The sequence below is a fragment of the Bacillus sp. WC2503 genome (assembly GCF_052682895.1).
The window spans coordinates 2,251,945-2,273,370 of record NZ_JBQYMD010000001.1 but is presented as its reverse complement, the minus strand read 5'-3'; the positions used below and the strand labels follow the sequence as shown (position 1 = coordinate 2,273,370).

Sequence of the window (21,426 nt, the reverse complement as noted above, 5' to 3'; positions counted from 1 at the left end):
TCAACAACTCCTTGAGGCTTATTATTTGTATATAAAAAAGCCTCTATTCTTCCAAATTTGGATTATAATCAGGAGTTATGAAGAATGTGAATTATGTTTAGCATTCATCTATTTCAATTAATGTACTAACAATTAATGTTTTCGCTTTATAAAGTATATGTATTAGGAATGTAAAGCAACAAATTAAATCTATTGACGGAACGGAGGATAACTAATAACTGCATCCATTTTTAAATTGTTTAGGCGAAATACCAGTATGTTTTTTAAATACCTTTGTAAAATGACTTTGGTCGTGAAAATTTAGTACTGTAGAAATTTCGGATATAGAATGTCTCGTATATGTCATTAACTTTTTTGACTCATCGACTTTCGCACGCTGAATATATTCATTTAAAGAAATTCCAACTTCTTTTTTGAAAAGGGAAGATAAATAACTAGGGTTTAATGTGACTATTTCTGCAAGGATATTTAGTGTAATATCACCATAAAGATGAGTGAATATATAATTCTGACATACGTTTATATGTTTTGAATGTTGCTGCACTGTACTATTTTTGACACGTTCTGCAAACTCAAGTAACGCATTCTCTAAAAAAGGGGGAATTGCTTCATTTTTATGTATTTCTTCGAGTTTTTGTATAAATAAATCACTAATAGTATATGCGATTTCAGGGAAAACTCCACCTTCAATAGCAGATCTAGTTGCAAGTGTAATAGCTGCAATGGCAGAATTCTTTTGGCTTCGCAGGTGACTTGTCTTTGATAACACCCCAAGTTCTCCTGATTCAGGTAATCTCCTTAGATTTTTAATTAACTCCTCCTTTTTCCCTTGCTTAATACATTCAAATATTTTCCTCTCGGCTAGTGGATCGATATGAGTTAATGTACTTTGTCGTTGCTCTGATATATGTACATCAGGCTGTTCAATTTCGAATTCCGCCTTTTTTATTAGCATGTTTTTCTGCAGTATATCAGCTATGTCCAACTGTTTCTGATATAGCATGTAATAAAGCACTAAACTTACATTTAAAAAACTCATATTATTTAATACGGGTAGAGAACGATAATATCGAATCATTTCTTCTTTGTTTATTTTTAGTTGAAGATCATTAACAATGCCATTAATTGATGTTTCTGATAGCCTGGAATAAAGGACTGGTCCAACAATTATATTCCCACTAATTTGGTCGTTCAAACGCAGATGAATTGCGAAAAAGTTTTCGAGAAAGGCGGTCTCTACTAGTGACGGAAAAGTATAGGAAGGCTGTTCCTTATATAGTTCATTCAGTATTGCCTCTTTGGAAGAATACATAGGGTTATGCAGAATATTGGACGAGATTTCAAATACTAAATCTCCTTTGTTAGTAAGAAAATAGATAGGTGTTTTATGTAGATCAAAGACTAGCTTACAAATATAATATAGATCTTCTCGTTTGGAGCAATTCATTATTTTAACCTCTATTCTTTAAAAAACAGCTAAAATTTTTACAAGTAGTCTAAAAAATATACCATAATATCTGAAAGATAATAACTATAATATCATTAAGAAAGCGTTTACTTATATGTTTTTTAGGAGGGCTATCATGAAAAGAGATATTAAGAAAATCATTTCTGAAATGACGCTAGAAGAAAAGGCAAGTCTATGTTCTGGATTAGACTTTTGGAATACAAAAGGGATTGAACGATTAGGGATTCCATCAATTATGGTAACTGATGGACCACATGGTCTAAGAAAACAGGCAGAGGGAGCAGATCACTTAGGGATTTATAACAGTATTCCATCGACTTGTTTCCCTTCAGCAGTAGGGTTAGCAAGTACATGGAATAAAGACTTAATACATGAAGTAGGAGTTGCATTAGGAGAAGAATGTCAGGCTGAACATGTAGGTGTTCTCCTTGGACCAGGTGCAAATATTAAACGTTCACCGCTATGCGGAAGAAATTTTGAATATTTTTCAGAGGACCCGTATTTATCATCGCAAATGGCTATAAATCATGTTAAAGGCGTCCAAAGTCAAGGCATTGGAACGTCATTAAAGCATTTCGCAGCTAATAATCAAGAGCATCGCAGAATGTCTGTAGATGCAATTGTTGATGAAAGAACTTTACGTGAAATTTACCTTGCAAGCTTTGAAGATGTTATTAAGGAAGCACAGCCTTGGACAGTAATGAGTGCTTACAATAAAGTAAATGGTGAATACGCTTCGGAAAATAACTATTTGTTACATGATATTTTAAAAGATGAATGGGGATTTGAAGGCTTTGTCGTATCTGATTGGGGCGCAGTAAATGAACGTGTTGCAAGTTTAGCGAACGGTTTAGAGTTAGAAATGCCTTCAAGCTTTGGAATTGGTGAGAAGAAAATTATTGATGCAATTCATTGTGGTGAGCTAAGTGTAGAAAAGCTTGATCAAGCAGTTGAGCGTCTTCTTTACATTATTTTTAAAGCTTATGATAATCAATTAGAAAACGCTACGTATAGTAAGGACATGCATCATCAGCTTGCAAGGGAAGTTGCAAGTGAAAGTATGGTTATGTTACAAAATGAAGATTCCATTCTTCCGCTAAAAAAAGAGGGGACGGTAGCGGTAATTGGAGAATTTGCAAAGCAACCACGTTATCAAGGCGGCGGAAGCTCTCATATTAATCCAACAAAGCTTGCAAGTATTTTTGAAGAACTTGAAATGGTATCAGGTGAAAAAACGAACATTTTATTTGCACAAGGTTATGATCTTGCAAGCGATGACGTAGATGAAAACTTGATTAATGAAGCAAAAAAAATAGCTGAGAGCGCAGATACAGCTGTCCTTTTCGTTGGGCTTCCAGATCGTTATGAATCAGAAGGCTTTGATCGAAAACATTTACAAATGCCAGAAAATCACGTGCAATTAATTGAGGCTATTGCTGAAGTTCAAAGTAATATCGTTGTAGTTTTAAGTAATGGTGCGCCAATTGAAATGCCATGGATAGGTAAAGTAAAAGGAATACTTGAAGGCTATTTAGGTGGCCAAGCATTAGGCGGAGCAATTGCTGATTTATTATTTGGTGATGCGAATCCAAGTGGGAAGCTAGCAGAAACATTCCCGGAAGTTTTAAGCGATAATCCTTCTTACTTAAACTTCCCGGGTGAAGGTGATAAAGTAGAATATAAAGAAGGCGTGTTCGTTGGATACCGTTATTATGATGCAAAAAATATTGAACCATTGTTCCCATTTGGCTTTGGGTTAAGTTATACAAACTTTGAGTATAGTAAACTTTCAATAAGTAAAAACGAGATAAAAGATACGGATACTGTTTCTGTTCTTGTAAACGTGAAAAATGCTGGTAGTATAGCTGGGAGAGAAATTGTTCAGCTGTATATAAAAGATGTTGAAAGTAGTATGATTCGTCCTGAAAAAGAATTAAAAGGATTTGAAAAAATAGAGTTGCAACCGGGAGAAGAAAAAACGGTTAGTTTTACTTTAAATAACAGGTCATTTGCTTATTATAATGTTGAAATGAAGGACTGGCATGTTGAAACAGGTGAATTCGAAATTTTAGTAGGAAAGTCTTCAAGAGAGATTGTTTTACAAGATAACATATTCGTTCAATCAACGACTATAATTAAAAAAACAGTGCATCGGAATACGTTACTAGGGGACATATTTGCGGACCGAATGTTAGCACCAATTGCAAAAGAGCTTATGGAAAAAGCATTAAAAGACAGCCCGTTTGCAAGTATGGCTGAAGGGGATAGTGATGCCTCTGAAATGATGGATGCTATGCTAAATTACATGCCGTTACGAGCGTTAGTAAACTTTAGTGCAGGCGCATTTACAGAAGAAATGTTAAGTGAAATAATTGAGCTATTGAAGGATGCGCAAATGAATCAATAAGCGGCGCATGTGAAGAAGTTAGATGGGGGATTACGGTCTGGAAATACCCGATTGGTTTGGGCTAATATTTTATATTATTAATAAACATAGATTTACAAAAAAGCAAATGAGAGCTAGCATCTCATTTGCTTTTTTTGAATTTATTCAGATAATGTAAAATCAAATAATTGTCCATTATCTACAGCAGGCCCATTTAGTTCTTTGTAATGTGGGACATTGATATAAAAAGGTCCTTCGGTAGATTCCCACTTATTATCTGTAGCAATAAAAGTAATTTTATAAAACCTAACGTTTTCACTTCTTTCGGTTCGTATCTAGACTACCTCTGTTACGATGCTATTTTTCTTATTACTTTATCTTGGGTAATAGTAGTAATTACGGGAGAGAAATTGATGTAACAGTTAACTGCGTTCAATTGTTTGGTGGCATGTTAAACTTAAGCAATTTTAATCATTATATATAAATAAGAACGATGAGTTGGCCATGAACCTTGGAGTTTCCGAAGTTGTATAATTTGTCCTGTATGATAAGCATCGTGCAAAAGGATATTCATATATTGTTGCCAAACAGGTAGAGAAGGAATCGGTTGATCCAGTTCTGCTTCTTGAAGAGATGTTAATGAAGATTGTAAGGCATCATGTACTTGAAGCGTTCGCTTTACTGTTTGTTGCCAAGTATACTTTTTTAATTCTTTTTTAATAAACATCTTTTGTACTCTTAACTTTAGTAATTGCAAAAATAAACATACGCTTCCTACATTATTTTTCTCCATGTAATACATTCTCCTTTCTCTTCAATATGCCTGCCCTATAGTAGAACAAGAATATGAACTGCAACGTATAAAAGAGCTAAAAAAGAACCTCCATTATTAATAAGGTATTTAACAATCGGCGTTTTAATGGAGTAAGGATTAAAAAGATTATCATAGTCTTTAGTTTTCGGTAATTGTAATATAATTCTAAAAATATAGAAGGTATTATTCGATAATTGTAGAATCAAATATATAGCAAATAAGGAGGGGATCAAATGGAAGTCTTTCATGTAACGAGTAGAAAGAGGGAAACGTACCATATTCAAATGAAGTATTCGATACTTTTCGAATGTGCACTTGGCATTGCGGCAATTACTCATAAAAGGTTAATAGACACACTTGAAAAATCCCAAAGCGAATGGGAAGAAATTAGACAATCATTAACAGAAGAAATGAGGGAGCACTTACAGTTTGTAGAAGAGCATAATACGTGGAAAGCGCTGCTTCAGTTGTTGTATGAAGGTGATTTTCAAAATCTATCACAGTTTATTGCGAATATCGATTCGCTTTCAGAAGAAGATTTAAAGTATATATGTTTACCCTTTATAGGAGAGAAGTATGAAGAAAAAAGACGTTTAGCAGGAAATGGAGACGTAACTGCAATACAAAAATTAAAGGAACTGACACAGGATCATCAGTTTTTCTCTACGTATATTAGCTTTATATGTAATAGTGATATACAAGAACTAAAGGACCATTTTATCGCTGTTATGACAGGATGGTATGAGAGTGTTATTAAAAAAGAGGAAGAGCAATTACTTTCTATATTAGAGCGAGACTATGAAGCAAAGAATGAAATGAATAAAAAGATGAAACCGGAAGAGTTTGTCGAGTGGGCGACTGGTGGCGTTAACTATATGCCAGAGCCAAGTGTTCATTACGTACTTCTTATCCCGCAACTGACGTACAGGCCGTGGAATATAGAAGCTGATATTGAAGATACGAAAGTGTTTCATTATCCTGTCGCAAATGAAAGTATACATCCAGAAGATCCGTATGAGCCGAATTATTTTTTAGTTCAAAAACATAAAGCACTTGGGGATGAAGCGAGATTACGAATTGTAAAAATGTTGTTTGAAAAAGAACGTACATTGCAGGAAATTACGGAAAGACTGCAACTTGGTAAATCGACAGTGCATCATCATTTAAAATTATTACGTTCGGCTAAGTTAGTTGATATACATGACGGAAAATATGTATTGAGAAAAAAAGCAGTGCAGTCGTTAGCGAAAGAATTAGATGTATTTTTAAATAGATAATATACAACGAGAATGTACATAAAGGGAGGAATTAAATAGAAAAGTTGGTGAGCTATAGTGAAGAGTGTATTGAAAAATCGTTCATTCTTTTTTATGTGGATTGGTAGCGCAATTTCGGAATTAGGCGGAGCTTTCGGGACGTTGTGTAATTCAATTCTTGTTTATGAGTTAACGGGATCAAAAACAGCATTAAGTAGTATGTGGTTATTATATTTTATCCCATCTCTCATACTGCAACTAATAAGCGGACCATTTATTGATAAATGGAGCCGAAAGTGGATTATGATTTTTTCGCAATGGATGCGGGCATCTGTTTTCTTACTACCTTTAGTCATGGTAGTTACTAGTAATATAGAAGCTTGGCACGTGTATGTCGTTCAAATTATAATTGGGCTCATTACACCGCTTTATACACCTGCAAGTCAAGCAATTACACCGAGCATTGTAAGTAAAGAACAACTTCAAGATGCAAATGCGTATATTGATGGAATGACTCGTCTTATGATGTTTCTTGCGCCACTATTAGGTGGTATCGTTATTACATTCATTGGAATCAAATTAACAATGTTGTTCGTTTGTGTTTGTCTATTCATTAGTGGGGGATTGTTACTTTTCATAAAAGAAAAAAGAGTAAAACAAGAATTGAGAAAAACGTGGCTAGAACAGTTTCTTCACGGTTTTACATACTTTTTCACAAAACCAATCATCGTTTGGCTCGGTGTATTTCTTACTTTCGTACAGTTTGGAGTAGGGGTAACGATGGTTACAAATCTTCCTTATATAAAAGACGAGTTGTCCGCAGGATATGCGGAGTTTGGTTATTTTATGGCTGGTTTCCCGCTTGGCTATGTAGTTGGATCTATACTAGTCGGAAAAGTAACATATAAAAGCCGGCGTATACTTATGCTTGGTGGATTGTTTATAGGAGGGCTCACATACAGTTCTCTAGGGTTCAATCATAGTATAATAATTGCGGTAATAACTGAAGTGATTGCAGGTGTTTGCATCGCATTTTTCAATGTTCATAACACAACAATATGCCAACAAACTGTCCCGAACAATATGATAGGAAAAGTATTTTCAGTTCGACTATTTTTCATACGATCCGCTATGCCGTTAGGTGTGTTAGTAGGAGGCATACTAAGTGAAATGTGGGGAGTTAGAGCGCTATACCTTATCATCGGTGCGATTATATGTGTCACTTCTTTAATAGGAATATTACTCCCATATTTTAAATTTTTAGATGAGGCAGTTGAAGAGAAAACAGCATAATTCAAAAGATTTAAAACTTTATAATTGAAAATAATTATCATAATCAACTATAATAGAAGAATACTAGTATTCGAATTACAAAGAGGGAGTGGGATATATGTTTATCGAAACGAAAACATTTACTGTAAAAGAAGGTACATCAAATATAGTTGTAGAACGTTTCACTGGAGAAGGTATAATTGAAAAATTTGAAGGCTTCATTGACTTAAGTGTTCTTGTGAAAAAAGTAAGACGCGGCGATGAAGAAGTTGTCGTTATGATTCGCTGGGAATCTGAAGAGGCATGGAAAAACTGGGAAACGAGTGAAGAACATTTAGCTGGACATAGAGCGGGCCGTGGTAAACCAAAACCAGATCATATCATTAACGTTGAACACGGTGTTTATTATGTGAAATCATCGAAAGCGGCTTATCAGCAGTCGTAAAATATAAGCAGAGGATACATGTTGTAGAAATTAACATGTATCCTCTTTTTTAGTACTGGAGGGATGTAAGTGATAGAAAACCTTTCATTTATTACATATGAAAAACATAAAGAAATAGTGGAAATAATTTTAAACGAATGTTTATCTATAGAAAAAGTAACCGGATTTATGCTCATCGGTTCTGTCGCAAGAGGTGATGCATATCCTGATTCGGATTTAGACTTATATATTCTTTTAGAAGACGGACAAAAGAAGCGATTTTATTCTGAAATGAGAGAAGATATTTTAGTTGAATATAAGTATGCTGATTTTAATCAAATACAAGTAAACTTTAAAAATAATCAGATGGAACTATATTCATTTTTAGAAGGGAAAATTTTGTTTGATAAAAGCGGTGAATTGAAAGAATTAAAGGCAATAGCAAAACAAAAATTTGAAAACTATCGAGTTGCTAGTGATAAAGTAAAGGGCATTTCTCATTGGTTACATAGTTCGCTAATTAAAATTAAGACTGCTCTGAAAGCAAAAGATGAGTTAAAAGCATCATATATAGTTCAAACATCAACTTGGACATTGTTAGAGGGAATATGGGCTATTAATAACAAGCCAGTACCTTCAGCTGGATCTGTTTTGAAGTATATTGAAACATTATCCAAAGTACCAACTCACTTTGAAGATTTTATAAATAAACTGTTTTTAGGTGACACGACAGAGCGAATCTCTTCAGCAGTTTTCTTGATTGAGTGGATTTTAATTCATTTGGAGAATAAACAATAGAATACGATTGTTAAATTTTATTGGTAAATAGATATTCCGTTTCGAATCGTTCGTATAATTTCATTCACTGTATCTTAAAAGTTGCATTGAAAAAACGTTCTAGACGATAGAAAAAAGTATTAAACTATTAAAAAATGAACACTTGAATACAACCTTAAACATTCGGGTGTTATTAATATGGGTCAATATACTTCTGTATAGCCCCTGTTTAAAAGGAGATGTGTGAATGAAGTTGAATCATTTGAATTTATGTGTTGATGATTTATTAGAAGCGAGACATTTCTTTGAAACTTTTTTTGATTTTCAATTTTTGGAGCAAAAAGGAAAGGCACTTGTAGTGATGAGCGATGAGAGTGGATTTATACTTGTATTAAGTGATCCAAAAGCATTCAAGGGGAATAAGGACGTTACGTATCCAGAAGCTTTTCATATTGGTTTTTTAGTGGAAACTACAAATGAAGTTGATAAATCATATAATCGTTTAGTAGCTGGGGGCATTGAAATAGACAAGGCACCTTATGTGATGAGAGGTAGTAGTTATGGTTTTTATTTTACAATGTTTAATGGATTGTTAATTGAAGTATCGTGCCTTGACTATAAAGATGGTAAGAAAGTTCGATAGCAATAAGAGAAATTGTTTTGAAGATGTGAATATAGCCCCTTATCCAGTTTGGAAAGGGGCTTGAGCATTTTATTTGTATGATAAGTGAACATCAAAATGTTTATAAACTAGAGGGTATTCCTCTTAAACTAAATATTATAGATTTGAAATAAAGTTTCATAACAAAGTCTATTTTGCAAAGGAATTGCTTATGCATAAAATAGCAATAATGTTTCTTAATGCAAAAAATCTAGAGAATCAAGCAGGTTTCCCATATGGTACAGTACAAAACTATTATAAGTAGTACAGTGATATAAATAGGAGGTTACTACTATGACATCTGTATTTAAAGATATGGCGTTCCATCTAAGAACGGAACGACTCGACCTGAATATGTGGGAGGAATCGGATGCAGTCTGGCTTAGAGAACTAATTGGTGAACGTGGAGTGGAAATGCCAACCGTTGAATCTGTTCGTAACGATCTTATTGAGAAGCGCAAGAAAGCAACCGAAAATGGCATATCCCTTCTCACGATTCGTAGACGAGACGAAGGCGATTTCATCGGATACTGTGGCTTAATTATCGGTCGTTCCACGCTTGAAGAGCCGGAGATTGCATATGAGTTGTTCCGCAGTGCTCATCGCATGGGTTATGCGACAGAGGCGGCATCAGCAGTACTGGAGGCTGCGATTGCTACTGGTCGCAAAAGACTTTGGTCAACTGTAGGTGCTTGGAATACGGCGTCCTTCCGGGTATTAGAAAAGATAGGATTTAAGCGGCATCACAGTACGTTTGGTGAACGAGGTGAGATTGTTTGGAACGTACGCGATCTGTAGAAATCGGATTAGATTCGGAACAATTAAAAATGTAAAAGAAAGCCCATATGTTAGATATGGGCTTTTCCTTATAGTAAATATTGATTTTGTATATATTTAAGTGTAATAGTCTATCTATTATCTTAGTTTTTTACATCATCATATAATTCCAGCGCCTCTTTCACATTCAATCCGTTCTTCACAATACCATGTATTGCTTGAATCATTGCAGCTGGATGTTCAGATTGCCATATGTTTCGGCCCATATCTACGCCAATTGCACCTTCTTGCAGTGCATTGTACGTAATGTTTAATGCGTCTTCGATTGAATCTAGTTTCGGTCCACCGGCGATGACGACTGGGGCAGGGCATGTGCTCGTTATTTTTTCGAATCCTTCGCAGTAGTACGTTTTAATAATGTCAGCACCCATTTCAACACATACGCGGGAAGCGAGTGCGAGGAAGCGTGCCTCTCGTTTTTGTAGTTCTTTTGCGACCGCGGTAATGCCGAGAACTGGTAATCCGTAATCATGAGCTTCTGAAACTACGTTTGCGAGATTTGAAACCGTTTGTGTTTCATAGTCTGATCCAACAAAGACAGAAACGCCGACGCCAATTGCGTTTTGTTTTACTGCTTCTTTCACAGGTGTAACAATAGTTTCGTTCGCTAAATCTTTACCGACGACAGTAGCTCCGCCAGATACACGCATAACCATCGGTGTGCTGCAGTTTTCAGGAATACAAGAGCTAAGTACACCTCGCGTTAAAAAAAGGGAATCTGTATAAGGAAGTAAGTTTTTAACTGTTTCTAATGGTTGTTCTAGTCCGTGAATCGGTCCTAAAAAATAGCCATGGTCGATCGCTAACATAACCGCTCTTCCATCAGGTAAAATTGTATTTAATCGATTTTTAAATCCCCAAGTCATTCGAAATCACTCCTTCGTTAAAGTTGGATTTTCTGTTTGTACAGTATCTTTATTTGGTAAATGTGGTGACTTTATAAAAACAGCTTTAAAAGGTTTGTCAGAATGGTTAATAAGATAATGAGATTCATGAGGACGAACTTGTAAGACATCACCTTGTTTAATTGGAACTCTTTCATTATTTACATAGAAGTCTATTTCTCCTTCTAATGCATAAAAGACTTCCTCGCATGTTGTATGGTAATGATTTTGAAACTCTTGCCCAGGCTGAATGACAACAAGGCCAAGATCAATATTTGGACCTTGTATTAAATATTTCGGCCCGTTATCACCGAAGCGATAGGAGAAATCATTTTCATTCGCTTTTCGCATACATTTCACTCCTTTATGTAATGTGTTACAGTGCACCTGGTGCGATCCACATATGTGATGTAAGTCCTATATCAGCTAAAGTGAGCTGACTGTCATACACAGTTTTCCAAGTTTCATAGAACGCCTTATATAGTTCGTGATTTTCAGTAACTGGTTCGAATGTGTTTTCCCACTGTACAAACTGTTCGGCAGTCTCTCCTATAGATGAATATATGCCAACACCAACACCAGCAGCAATCGCAGTTCCTAAAGCAGCTGCTTCTTTCACAACAGGTACTTTAACAGGAATTCCGAGTACGTCTGAAAGAATTTGTGGCCAAAGTTTTCCTTTAGCGGCGCCGCCAGCAAAAATAACTTCAGAAGGGAACGTACCAGTTAGATTTTCTATTAACTTTAAGTTACCAAGTGTAACGAAGGCGGCATTTTCTTCGATAGCGCGGAACATTTCTTTTTTTCCACATTTGTCAGCATCTAAGCTTAAATTTAAAAAAGAAGGTGCGGCATGACGCCAAGAAATGTAGTTCATGACGTTTGAAAAAGTAGGGATAATGCCATGTGAACCGACCGGTACGTCTTTCGCTTGTTCTTCTAACAATTCATAAGCATCTACACCGAGTTTTTCTGCAAGTTTCTTTTCTTCTTGGCAAAAGGCATCTCGAAACCAGCGCATAACGAGACCTGGGAAAAAGGCAATCGTTTCATATTGCCATAGGTTTGGAACGACGTGGCAATTTACGCGAATCGCAGCATGCGGATCTGTTATTGGTTTAGTAATATTCACTTCTTGTTGCCAAAAGCTGCCCCCGCATATTAATGTTTGATTAGGCTTCACGACTCCAGTTCCGAGTGATGCCATTTGAGCATCTCCGCCCCCGGCGATTACAGGAATTCCTTCGCGTAAACCAGTTAATGCTGCACACTCTTTTGTAACATTACCAATCACGGTGCCAGCTTCATTTACTTTTGGTGAAAACGGTAAAGTTATCCCGCACTCTTTAGCGACATCGTTATCCCAAGTTCTATTGTGTAAATCAAAAATTCCGGACGTACAACCGTTTGAAGGGTCGATTTGCAGTACGCCGCTTAATTTATATAAAATCCAATCATTTAACATCGTAAAAGAATGAATATTGCTATAGACTTCGGATTCATGTTTTTTAATCCAAAGTAGGCGAGGTAAAGCACCTAATGAAAAAGTTTGACCAGACTTTGTATATAAATCTTTTTCAAGATGTGACCGAATTTCTTTTAGTTCACTAACTTCAGCGGATGCGCGCCCATCAACATTTGCACAAGCCCATATTTCTTGCCCATCTTTATCATATAAAACAAAACCTTCTCGCATACTAGTAGCGCTAATAGCTTGAATAGAAGAAGGAGAGGTATTACTTTTTTGTAGAACTTCTTTCGTGCACTGTTGTACTAGCTCCCAGTTTTCAATTACATCAAAATTCATAGAGCCTGGGTAAAGAGGATCGGTTTTATGAACCCATTCTTTTTGACAGACCGCAATTTGATTACCGAGTAAATCAAAAAGTACAGCTCGAATACTTCCCGTACCAGCATCAAAAGCTAATAAAGTAGACATTTACAATCACCATCCTTTCGTAATAAGGAGAGGGCTGTTTCCTCATCTGTAATTAATGTATGAATGAACTTTCCTTTTAAGGCACCATAAATTGCATCTATCTTTTCTGTACCTCCAGCCACACCAATGACATGTTTCATATTGCGAAGAATAGAGAGCGGCGTACCAATAAGACGATTGTGATGTGGAAGCTCCAATAAATCGCCATTCGTATTATAAAACTGTCCTAAAATATCGCCAGTACCGTTTTGGCTACGAATATATGTCATTTCACGTAGTGTTAATTTTTCTTCTCTCACAATGGTAGCATCTTGAGATAACCCTCCAATACCGACAACTGCCGTTTGTGCAAGTGAAGCGACATGAAGCATATCTTTCACACTCGGTTCTGATAAAATACTTTTTGCCATTTCAGTAGTAGATGCAAGAAAAGGAGTGGGGATAATATGAAGATCACCTTGCATGTAATGTAAATAATTTTGTTTTCTTGGGAGGTAGTGGTTGACTCCGCCTGTTAGCGTTACGATTGAAAGATTAATAGAACTTTCAAAATGAATGTTTTCTAGCATTTTGCTAATCGTTTCTCCCCAGCCAATACCGAGTAAATCGCCTTGCTGGAGCTGAGTCTCTAAATATTGTGCAGCAGCTTTTCCGAGAGAAGTGGCATAATTGTCTATTGGAGTAGGGATAATGAAAGCATCTTTTAGGTTGAATTTTTTCATTAGGTCACGCTCAATGCTCAAACAGTGTAAACCAGTCCCTTTTACGTGAAAAGTAACGATTCCTTCACTGCGCGCCTTATCTAATAACCGAACCACTTTATTTCTTGAAATGTGAAGAAGTGAAGCGATTTCTTGTTGTGTTAATTGATCTTTATAATAGTACCAAGCGACTTTTGTTAACAAATTTTCTTCAAAGTTCAGCTGTGGCATACTCTTCATCCCTTTCAACAATTGACCAATGCTTAAACATATGTGCCACATATTTTGTTTATTCCAGTTGAAACGATGAAACGTCTGGTGAAAAAAGTGTTCTAGATATGAAAAAAGGAATATACAATGCTACAAAACAAGTAGAACAAATAATCATTTTCTCAAAAAATGTTCTGCATAAAGTGAAACTGTAATTAGTGGGGGGGGTTATTCATTCCACTGATTTTCAGCCCGCACCAATCGGGCATGAACGGGTAGTAAATAGCGGGATAAAGGCAGGTGACATCATGTGGAGAACATACCCTTATTACAAGTAAAGAAAATGAGTAAGGCGTTTTCAAATCAACTTGTGCTAAAAGAAGTGAACTTACAAGTAGAGCGTGGAGATATATACGCTTTAGTTGGGGGAAATGGTGCTGGAAAATCAACATTAATGAAAATATTGACGGGGTTATATTCGTATGATAGTGGAGAAATGTATGTAAAAGGAAAGAGGCAACAATTTTCAAATCCGTCAGAAGCACATCGAGAACGTATGTATTTAATACCACAAGAACCACTCATTTTTCCGCATATGACTATTGAAGAAAATATATGTATTGGGCTAAACAGAAAGAAAAAGGAACTGAAAGTAAAGATTCAGCAATTAATGGACAGTTTAGGTTGGGATATTGCCCTTTATGAGCTAGGAGCATCGTTATCCATTGCGCAGCAACAATTAGTAGAAATCGTTAGGGGATTAATACGAGAAGCCGAGATTCTTATTTTAGATGAGCCAACATCGACATTAACAACTCACGAAATGAAGAGTCTTTTTGTGTTGATGAAAAGTTTACAAGAAAAAGGAATTGGGATGATATACATTACGCATCGTTTTCCAGAAATCTTTGAAATTGCTAATAAAGTAGCGATATTACGTGATGGAATGATTATAAGCCAAGGGGATGTATGTGACTATACTTATGACATGCTGATGGAGGGACTATTGCCAAAAGGATATAAACAGGAAGAAAAAAGAGAAGTAGTTCAAGAGATAGAAAGGACGAAAAAAATATTAGAAGTAACGAATGTAACTGGCCACGCATTTTCAAATATATCATTCGCTGTACACGCTGGAGAAATTGTAGGTATTGCTGGCATCGTTGGATCAGGTAGAACTGAATTAGCAGAAGCGATATTTGGATTGAAATCTATAAAAACAGGGTCTATTTTATTAGAAGGAAAATCTATTGATACATTTTCTTTGCATAAAAGGCTAGGCGAAGGACTCGTTTATGTGCCAGAGGATAGAGCGAGGAATGGGATTTTCTCAATCGCATCTGTTACAGAAAATATTACAGCAGCATGTTTACAGCAAAATAATCGTTTTTTTATTAGCCGAGAAAAAGAAAGCGCTTTAGCGAAGTCGTATATAGACCAGTTTCGAATTGTTGTGCCAAACATGAATGAAGAACTGGCATCTTTATCAGGAGGTAATCAGCAAAAAGTCGTGCTTGCGAAATATTTAGCATGTAACCCAAAAATTATTATTCTCGATGAACCGACGCGCGGAATTGATGCAAAAGCAAGACTTGAAGTGTATGAGGCGATAGAAAAAATGAAAGGGGAAGGACTCGCCATATTAATGATCTCTTCAGATATTGAGGAAATTGTCCAATTTTCTAACCGTGTATATGTAATGCGAAATGGTCAATTTGTTTCTCATTTAGAGAAAGAACAAATGAGTGTAGGTGAAGTTACACGTCTTGCATATGGGGGTGTAACGGAATGAAACGCATGTATAAAATGCACGAAACGTCTATCATACTGTTACTACTTATGTATATAGCCATTGTCGGAATGATAAATCCTAGTTTTGTTCAGTTTAACTCGTTATCTTTAATGATGAAATCAAGCGTTATTTTAGTCGTTCTAGCAATTGGCCAATCTTTCGTCTTATTTACGAAAAATATAGACGTATCAGTTGGCTCGATTATGGGATTAAGCGCAGCGGTTTGCGGAATGTTGTTAACGAACGGGTATAGTGCATTCTTTTCAATTGTTGCTACTATGATACTTGGCACTATTATCGGTTTCTTAAACGGGATTGGCGTTGCGAAGTTTCGGGTACCAGCCATTATTATGACATTAGGCATGCTAGGAATTATTAGAGGTGCAATGTTAATCTTCACAGGCGGGAAGTGGATTGAAGATATTCCAAACGTTTTTAAGCAGCTGTCATCTATCGTCATACTTGGTCTACCGATAACTGTATGGATTGTTCTTATTATTTTACTACTACTCTATTTCTTTTTAATGAAAGTGCCGTACGGAAGATACTTTTATGCGGTAGGTGATAATGAAAATGGTGCAAGACTCATTGGGATACCTGTTAATAAAGTGAAGATAAATGCGTTTATTATATCGAGCTTAAGTGCGGCACTTGCTGGTTGCATTTTTGTTATGAATATCGGGTTCGTTCCAAATCAAACAGGTACAGGAATAGAACTACAGGTTATCGCAGCTGCTGTGCTAGGAGGAATTCATTTAAAAGGGGGAACAGGTTCTATATTTGGGGCCGCATTAGGTGCATTATTTTTAGAAGCAATAAGCAGTTCACTCGTCTTTTTAAAAATACCAGCATTTTGGAATAATGCTATTTCAGGATTTTTACTATTACTTATTATTATATTAGATAGTGTAATGAAAAAGTGGAGAGCAGAAAGGAGGATGAATATATGAAGCATGTTTACAGATGGGAAGGTGTTCTAATCGTATTCCTTCTTATAGAATTCATTCTCTTTAGTTTTCTAAATAGTGATTTCTTCAACGTTAGTAATCTCCTTTTTAGTACAAATGATTTCCTATTTATCGCAATCGCGGCGATACCAATGACTTTCGTTATTGTAACAGGAGGAATTGATGTATCGGTCGGCTCAATAATGGGGCTCACTTCGATTTTGATTGGTGTACTTTGGATGAGCGGAATACCTATTTTGTTTGCTGTCATAATCGCCCTAATAATAAGTTGCTTAGCAGGCGCTTTAAACGGAATCATTATAAAAATGACAGGTGTAGAACCACTTGTCGTTACACTCGGAACGATGTTTTTATACGGAGGAATTGCACTCGTCATTTCAGGAGGTGCGGGCGCTTCTGGATACGAAGGAATAAGTGGTTTACCTGATGCGTATGTGCAACTGGCAAATGGTAGTTTAGTAGGAATACCTAATCTATTATGGATCCTAATCGTATTAACTGTTTTATGCACTGTATTGTTTCATCGTACCATATATGGGCGCCACGTAAAATTAACAGGCGCAAACGAAAATGCAGCGAAATACACCGGAATCAAAACGGAGAAAGTAGTCATCATCGCTTATATAATTTCTGGGTTAGGAGGTGGATTAGGGGGAGCTTTCTTAACTGCATATTTTGGTTCCGCACGTGCTGATATGGGAAGTGAAACAATTTTACCGATCATTACAGCAGTCGTATTAGGCGGGACACTTATTACAGGGGGAAAAGGAAGTATTATCGGTACTGTACTAGCGAGTGTATTTATAGGACTAATGCAGTATGGCTTGCAAATGACAGGCTTAACTAATGAACAATCCAATGTAGTGATTGGTATTATCCTTATTCTTTCAGTTATTATGAGACATTTCAAAGTACATCCATTCTTAGCGGGAAAAAGAAGAAATTTGCATAAGGGGGAAATTTCATGAAGAGAAAACTGGGGATTGTTATTATTGTATGTATTTGTTTAATCGGTTTAATTGCTTGCTCTAGTCAAACAGCAGATAAGAAAAAGGCTGATGATGTAAAATTTGCATTCATCCCGAAATTAACTGGAGTTGGTTTCTTCACATCAGGTGGTGAAGGCGCGAAAGAGATGGGGGATAAGCTAGGTGTACAAGTAAAATATGATGGACCGTCTGAAGCGAGTGTATCAGGACAAGTAAAATATATAAACAATTTTATTAACCAAAACTATGATGCACTAATGGTTTCTTCTACGTCGGTGGACGGCCTATCACAATCACTGCAACGTGCTAAGAAAAAAGGGATGACAGTGTTAACGTGGGATTCTGATGTGAATCCGAAAGATCGTTCTTTTTATATAAGTCAAGGAACACCAGATCAACTTGCTAATGTATTGATTGAAATGACTTCAAAGCAAATTGGAGATAAAGGAAAAGTAGCATTCTTTTATTCAAGTCCAACTGTAACGGATCAAAACCAATGGGTAACGAAGGCGAAAGAAATAATTAAAAAGAAATATCCGAACTGGGAAATTGTAACGACTCAGTATGGTGAAAATAATGCGCAAAAGTCTTTGTCAGTAGGGGAGAACATATTAAAAACGTATCCTGATATAAACGCAGTCATTTGTCCAGATGCAACAGCACTTCCAGCAATGGCACAAGCAGCAGAAAATTTAAAAATGGATAAAAAAGTAGTTGTAACTGGATTTTCTACGCCGAACGTTATGCGTGATTATGTAAAACGAGGAACAGTACAACAATTTGGATTATGGGATGTAAAACAGCAAGGGGCTCTCGCAACATATGTAGCAAATGAAATTGTTGTGAAAGGGAAGAAGTTAAAAGTAGGGGATAGCTTCGAAGTAAAAGGTATCGGAAAAGTGAAAGTAGAGCCTAACTCCATACAAGGATATGACTATGAGGCAGAAGGAAACGGAATTATCGTATTACCAGAGCGAGTTGTCTTTACGAAAGATAATATTGATAAGTATAATTTTTAATGAAGAAAAAACGTCCGAATATATCGGACGTTTTTATTATGTCATTTTGTGAATGTATTCATTAATTATGAACAGTTTCTTTTTCGTTTAATCCAAGTGTACGTCCAGTTGAAGTGTGTAAATCTTGGAATAGTCTTGGATTTTCAGTAAGAGAAATGCCATAAGAAGGAATCATTTCTTTTATTTTTTCTTCCCATCCTAATATACGATCAGGGAAACATTTTTCTAATACTTCAAGCATGACGTGAACGGCAGTAGAAGCACCTGGTGAAGCACCTAGTAATGCAGCGATTGATCCGTCAGCTGCACTTACAACTTCTGTACCGAATTGAAGTGTGCCTTTACCGCCAGCATCAGTATCTTTAATTACTTGTACACGTTGCCCAGCAACTACAATATCCCAATCTTCACTTTTTGCGTTCGGAATGAATTCGCGTAATTCTTCCATACGTTTTTCATGTGATAACATAACTTGTTGAATTAAGTATTTTGTTAGTCCCATTTCTTTTACACCAGCAGCTAACATCGTTAAGACGTTATTCGGTTTTACAGAACCGATTAAGTCAAGATTTGAACCAGTTTTTAAGAATTTAGGTGAGAACCCTGCGAACGGTCCGAACAATAAAGCTTTTTTATTATCTATATATCTCGTATCCAGATGAGGTACAGACATTGGCGGAGCACCAACTTTAGCTTTACCGTATACTTTTGCATGATGTTGCTCAATGACTTTTTGATTTTTACATACCATAAATAGTCCACTTACTGGGAATCCACCGATATGTTTTGATTCAGGAATACCTGTCTTTTGTAGTAGAGGTAGGCTACCGCCACCGCCACCGATAAAGACAAATTTTGCAGTATGATGCTCAATTTTACCACTATTCATATCGTGTACTTTTACTTCCCACAAACCATTTTTCGTGCGTTTAATATTTTCGACACTATGTTTGTAGTTTAGCTCGACATTTTTCGTTTGTAAGTAATCAAACAACATACGTGTTAATGCACCGAAGTTAACATCTGTTCCAGAGTCAATCTTCGTTGCAGCCATCGGTTCATTAGATGTACGACCTTCCATAATGAGAGGAAGCCATTTTTTTAATGTTTCAGGAGCATCAGAAAACTCCATTCCTTGAAACAGTGGATTTTTTGAAAGCGCTTCAAAACGATTTTTTAGAAACTCTACATTTTTTTCCCCTTCTACTAAACTCATATGAGGAAGTGGCATAATAAAATCTTGTGGATTACGAATTAATTTGCTTTTTACAAGATATGCCCAAAATTGTCTTGAAAGCTGGAATTGCTCATTCACTTTTACAGCCTTACTAATATCTATAGATCCGTCAGATTTTTCGGAAGTATAGTTCAGTTCGCATAGCGCAGAATGCCCTGTACCTGCATTATTCCATTCGTTAGAGCTTTCTTCCCCGGCACTTGCGAGTTTTTCAAAAACTTTAATTTCCCATTCAGGTGCTAATTCTTTTAGTAATGAGCCTAACGTTGCACTCATAATTCCTGCACCAATTAAGATAACGTCTGTTTTTTGCTGCATGTTGCTCATGATAATCTCTCCATCCCCTATATTGGCAAAAAAGAGTAGGTGTTTTCTATGTCTAAGCCGTAAAAGAGAAACACCGCCTAGGCCCCACCTAGGTGTATACCTTTTTTGTCTCAATTATATAACCATCTCATACTCTATTATAATAATTAATAGACTAAAATATCTAGTGTTATCTGATAATTTTAAACTATTTAACGTTTTATTTGCCAAAATTCTTATTTAACAAGCACTTTTCAGTTAATGAATAGAAAAAAATTACAGTTTGAAATTATCTCGAAAAAGCTTACGTATCCTTAAGTGACTAAATCGAGTACCTTTTTATGGGGTTTTTCTCTCGGTAATGGTAAGATTATTCTGAAAAAAAAGGAGGGACTTTAATGCGTACAAAAGAGCAAATTTCAAACTTATTTCGAAACTTTTCAATAAAGGAATGTAAAGGGTCAAGTGATTTATATGAATATTTATCAATGAAAATTGCTGAAGATGAGGAAGTACTTACACTATCGTCCTATGCTCAGGTAGGTCAACCAGTCCCAAACTTATTATTAGGTGCAGTACATTATTTATTGCTTGCAGGGAAAGAACATCATTTAAAAACGTATTATAGTAGTTTAGTTGAAAATGCCGAAACAAATTTAGATAAAGCTTTTGATTATTTTAAAGGTTTCTGTAAAGAATACCGAGAAGAAATCATTACTTTGTTACAAACAAAACTCGTTCAAACAAATGAAGTAAGGAGGTGTGCATACTTATACCCAAGTTTCTGTTACATATTTAACAAAGTGAATAAACCAGTAGCATTAATTGAAATTGGGACAAGCTCTGGATTACAATTGTTCTGGGACCAATACCGTTATTCGTACGGAACGGATGAAATGTACGGAAATGTAAATTCAAATGTGCATGTAACTTCTGAAATAAGAGGGGAGAATGTGCCGCGTTTTCTAAAACAAAGTCCGCCTGTCGTAGAAAGAATCGGGCTTGATTTACATGTGAATGATTTACATAATGAGGAAAATTATTTATGGCTACGTGCACTCATTTGGCCAGAACATAAAGAAAGGCTTGAAATGTTTGACCAAGCAGCGACGCTTGTAAAAGAAAAATCAGTGCAATTAATTGAAGGGGACGGTGTAGCGCTTCTTCCGGCCATTGTAAATCAAATAAGGGAAGATGCTGTTATTTGTATTTTCCATACACATGTGGCAAACCAAATACCTGAGAATGTAAAACATACGCTAGAAAAACAAATGAAAGAAATTGGTGCAAAACGTGATGTATTCCACCTATATAACAACATGTGGGATCGTGATCTTCATATTGATTATTATATTAACGGAAACGAATATCGTGAAACTGTTGGGGAAACGGAAGGGCATGGGAGATGGTTTAGTTGGAAGCTTGGGGATGAGTCGCTTTGTTAATGTAATTCTATAGGAAGGGGACCTTTTGTTTTAGAATTTAA

19 protein-coding genes are annotated in these 21,426 nt (G+C 36.0%); 12 read left to right on the top strand and 7 right to left on the bottom strand.

What is annotated here, in order from left to right:
- Positions 1-211: 211 nt before the first annotated feature.
- Positions 212-1,447, bottom strand: coding sequence for a helix-turn-helix domain-containing protein (locus ACUN26_RS11655; protein ID WP_000995839.1), 1,236 nt, complete (start codon positions 1,445-1,447; stop codon positions 212-214).
- Positions 1,448-1,583: 136 nt separating this feature from the next.
- Between ACUN26_RS11655 and ACUN26_RS11650 the strand changes: the two genes are divergently transcribed.
- Positions 1,584-3,875: a glycoside hydrolase family 3 C-terminal domain-containing protein gene (locus ACUN26_RS11650; protein WP_000817452.1), complete on the top strand. Its 2,292-nt coding sequence runs from the start codon at positions 1,584-1,586 to the stop codon at positions 3,873-3,875.
- Between the two features lie 436 nt (positions 3,876-4,311).
- Here the strand turns inward: ACUN26_RS11650 and ACUN26_RS11645 are convergent, their stop codons facing one another.
- Complete coding sequence (locus ACUN26_RS11645; RefSeq protein WP_000414475.1) at positions 4,312-4,647, bottom strand: hypothetical protein; 336 nt, start codon at positions 4,645-4,647, stop codon at positions 4,312-4,314.
- Positions 4,648-4,901: 254 nt separating this feature from the next.
- Here ACUN26_RS11645 and ACUN26_RS11640 point away from each other — a divergent pair, with 254 nt between their 5' ends.
- The 6 genes from ACUN26_RS11640 (at position 4,902) to ACUN26_RS11615 (ending at position 9,856) form a co-directional block, all read left to right on the top strand.
- A complete protein-coding gene (locus ACUN26_RS11640; RefSeq protein ID WP_000451626.1) occupies positions 4,902-5,945 on the top strand; it encodes an ArsR/SmtB family transcription factor in 1,044 nt (347 codons plus the stop codon).
- Between the two features lie 57 nt (positions 5,946-6,002).
- Positions 6,003-7,217, top strand: coding sequence for an MFS transporter (locus ACUN26_RS11635; protein ID WP_000843817.1), 1,215 nt, complete (start codon positions 6,003-6,005; stop codon positions 7,215-7,217).
- Between the two features lie 97 nt (positions 7,218-7,314).
- Entirely contained in the window at positions 7,315-7,641 is a 327-nt protein-coding gene (gene hmoA, locus ACUN26_RS11630; RefSeq protein WP_000469501.1) for a heme-degrading monooxygenase HmoA, read from the top strand.
- 69 nt (positions 7,642-7,710) lie between these two features.
- Positions 7,711-8,418 (top strand): nucleotidyltransferase family protein, encoded by a 708-nt coding sequence (locus tag ACUN26_RS11625; protein WP_000572074.1) that lies wholly within the window; start codon positions 7,711-7,713, stop codon positions 8,416-8,418.
- A gap of 226 nt (positions 8,419-8,644) precedes the next feature.
- Positions 8,645-9,040: a VOC family protein gene (locus tag ACUN26_RS11620; RefSeq protein WP_000773071.1), complete on the top strand. Its 396-nt coding sequence runs from the start codon at positions 8,645-8,647 to the stop codon at positions 9,038-9,040.
- Positions 9,041-9,352: 312 nt separating this feature from the next.
- Positions 9,353-9,856, top strand: a complete 504-nt coding sequence (locus tag ACUN26_RS11615; protein WP_000204930.1) for a GNAT family N-acetyltransferase — start codon at positions 9,353-9,355, stop codon at positions 9,854-9,856.
- Between the two features lie 122 nt (positions 9,857-9,978).
- Here ACUN26_RS11615 and lsrF read toward each other — a convergent pair whose 3' ends face one another.
- From lsrF to ACUN26_RS11595, 4 genes are read right to left on the bottom strand one after another with little or no spacing between them, the layout of a single operon-like run.
- On the bottom strand, positions 9,979-10,761 hold the full coding sequence (lsrF, locus tag ACUN26_RS11610) for a 3-hydroxy-5-phosphonooxypentane-2,4-dione thiolase (RefSeq protein WP_000219772.1): 783 nt from the start codon (positions 10,759-10,761) through the stop codon (positions 9,979-9,981).
- A gap of 6 nt (positions 10,762-10,767) precedes the next feature.
- A complete protein-coding gene (locus ACUN26_RS11605) occupies positions 10,768-11,130 on the bottom strand; it encodes a cupin domain-containing protein (protein ID WP_001224016.1) in 363 nt (120 codons plus the stop codon).
- 25 nt (positions 11,131-11,155) lie between these two features.
- A complete protein-coding gene (gene lsrK, locus ACUN26_RS11600) occupies positions 11,156-12,718 on the bottom strand; it encodes an autoinducer-2 kinase (RefSeq protein ID WP_000105706.1) in 1,563 nt (520 codons plus the stop codon).
- Positions 12,703-13,668: a sugar-binding transcriptional regulator gene (locus ACUN26_RS11595; protein WP_002038949.1), complete on the bottom strand. Its 966-nt coding sequence runs from the start codon at positions 13,666-13,668 to the stop codon at positions 12,703-12,705. Before ACUN26_RS11595 ends, lsrK begins: the two co-directional genes overlap by 16 nt.
- 271 nt (positions 13,669-13,939) lie before the next feature.
- On the opposite strand from ACUN26_RS11595, the gene ACUN26_RS11590 reads away from it, so the two are divergent.
- Genes ACUN26_RS11590 through lsrB form a run of 4 tightly spaced genes read left to right on the top strand, consistent with a single transcriptional unit; the run spans position 13,940 to position 18,397 of the window.
- The gene (locus tag ACUN26_RS11590; RefSeq protein ID WP_000427976.1) at positions 13,940-15,421 is read left to right on the top strand and encodes a sugar ABC transporter ATP-binding protein; all 1,482 of its coding nucleotides are present in this window, start codon (positions 13,940-13,942) and stop codon (positions 15,419-15,421) included.
- Positions 15,418-16,371, top strand: coding sequence for an ABC transporter permease subunit (locus tag ACUN26_RS11585; protein ID WP_000827682.1), 954 nt, complete (start codon positions 15,418-15,420; stop codon positions 16,369-16,371). Before ACUN26_RS11590 ends, ACUN26_RS11585 begins: the two co-directional genes overlap by 4 nt.
- A complete protein-coding gene (locus ACUN26_RS11580; protein ID WP_000683485.1) occupies positions 16,368-17,357 on the top strand; it encodes an ABC transporter permease in 990 nt (329 codons plus the stop codon). Before ACUN26_RS11585 ends, ACUN26_RS11580 begins: the two co-directional genes overlap by 4 nt.
- Positions 17,354-18,397: an autoinducer 2 ABC transporter substrate-binding protein LsrB gene (gene lsrB, locus ACUN26_RS11575; protein WP_000823645.1), complete on the top strand. Its 1,044-nt coding sequence runs from the start codon at positions 17,354-17,356 to the stop codon at positions 18,395-18,397. The genes ACUN26_RS11580 and lsrB overlap by 4 nt, the downstream gene beginning before the upstream one ends.
- 61 nt (positions 18,398-18,458) lie before the next feature.
- Here the strand turns inward: lsrB and ACUN26_RS11570 are convergent, their stop codons facing one another.
- Positions 18,459-19,961, bottom strand: a complete 1,503-nt coding sequence (locus ACUN26_RS11570) for a malate:quinone oxidoreductase (RefSeq protein WP_000069153.1) — start codon at positions 19,959-19,961, stop codon at positions 18,459-18,461.
- A 377-nt stretch (positions 19,962-20,338) separates the two neighbouring features.
- Here ACUN26_RS11570 and ACUN26_RS11565 point away from each other — a divergent pair, with 377 nt between their 5' ends.
- Entirely contained in the window at positions 20,339-21,385 is a 1,047-nt protein-coding gene (locus ACUN26_RS11565) for a DUF2332 domain-containing protein (protein WP_001259294.1), read from the top strand.
- Positions 21,386-21,426: the final 41 nt, after the last annotated feature.

What these genes read in the sequence shown, in the direction of transcription:
- ACUN26_RS11605 (WP_001224016.1), bottom strand. Translation starts at nt 11,130, where the DNA reads ATGCGAAAAGCGAATGAAAATGATTTCTCCTATCGCTTCGGTGATAAC.
- hmoA (WP_000469501.1), top strand. Translation starts at nt 7,315, where the DNA reads ATGTTTATCGAAACGAAAACATTTACTGTAAAAGAAGGTACATCAAAT.
- ACUN26_RS11650 (WP_000817452.1), top strand. Translation starts at nt 1,584, where the DNA reads ATGAAAAGAGATATTAAGAAAATCATTTCTGAAATGACGCTAGAAGAA.
- ACUN26_RS11570 (WP_000069153.1), bottom strand. Translation starts at nt 19,961, where the DNA reads ATGAGCAACATGCAGCAAAAAACAGACGTTATCTTAATTGGTGCAGGA.
- lsrK (WP_000105706.1), bottom strand. Translation starts at nt 12,718, where the DNA reads ATGTCTACTTTATTAGCTTTTGATGCTGGTACGGGAAGTATTCGAGCT.
- ACUN26_RS11565 (WP_001259294.1), top strand. Translation starts at nt 20,339, where the DNA reads ATGCGTACAAAAGAGCAAATTTCAAACTTATTTCGAAACTTTTCAATA.
- ACUN26_RS11655 (WP_000995839.1), bottom strand. Translation starts at nt 1,447, where the DNA reads ATGAATTGCTCCAAACGAGAAGATCTATATTATATTTGTAAGCTAGTC.
- ACUN26_RS11620 (WP_000773071.1), top strand. Translation starts at nt 8,645, where the DNA reads ATGAAGTTGAATCATTTGAATTTATGTGTTGATGATTTATTAGAAGCG.
- ACUN26_RS11615 (WP_000204930.1), top strand. Translation starts at nt 9,353, where the DNA reads ATGACATCTGTATTTAAAGATATGGCGTTCCATCTAAGAACGGAACGA.
- lsrF (WP_000219772.1), bottom strand. Translation starts at nt 10,761, where the DNA reads ATGACTTGGGGATTTAAAAATCGATTAAATACAATTTTACCTGATGGA.
- lsrB (WP_000823645.1), top strand. Translation starts at nt 17,354, where the DNA reads ATGAAGAGAAAACTGGGGATTGTTATTATTGTATGTATTTGTTTAATC.
- ACUN26_RS11580 (WP_000683485.1), top strand. Translation starts at nt 16,368, where the DNA reads ATGAAGCATGTTTACAGATGGGAAGGTGTTCTAATCGTATTCCTTCTT.
- ACUN26_RS11640 (WP_000451626.1), top strand. Translation starts at nt 4,902, where the DNA reads ATGGAAGTCTTTCATGTAACGAGTAGAAAGAGGGAAACGTACCATATT.
- ACUN26_RS11645 (WP_000414475.1), bottom strand. Translation starts at nt 4,647, where the DNA reads ATGGAGAAAAATAATGTAGGAAGCGTATGTTTATTTTTGCAATTACTA.
- ACUN26_RS11585 (WP_000827682.1), top strand. Translation starts at nt 15,418, where the DNA reads ATGAAACGCATGTATAAAATGCACGAAACGTCTATCATACTGTTACTA.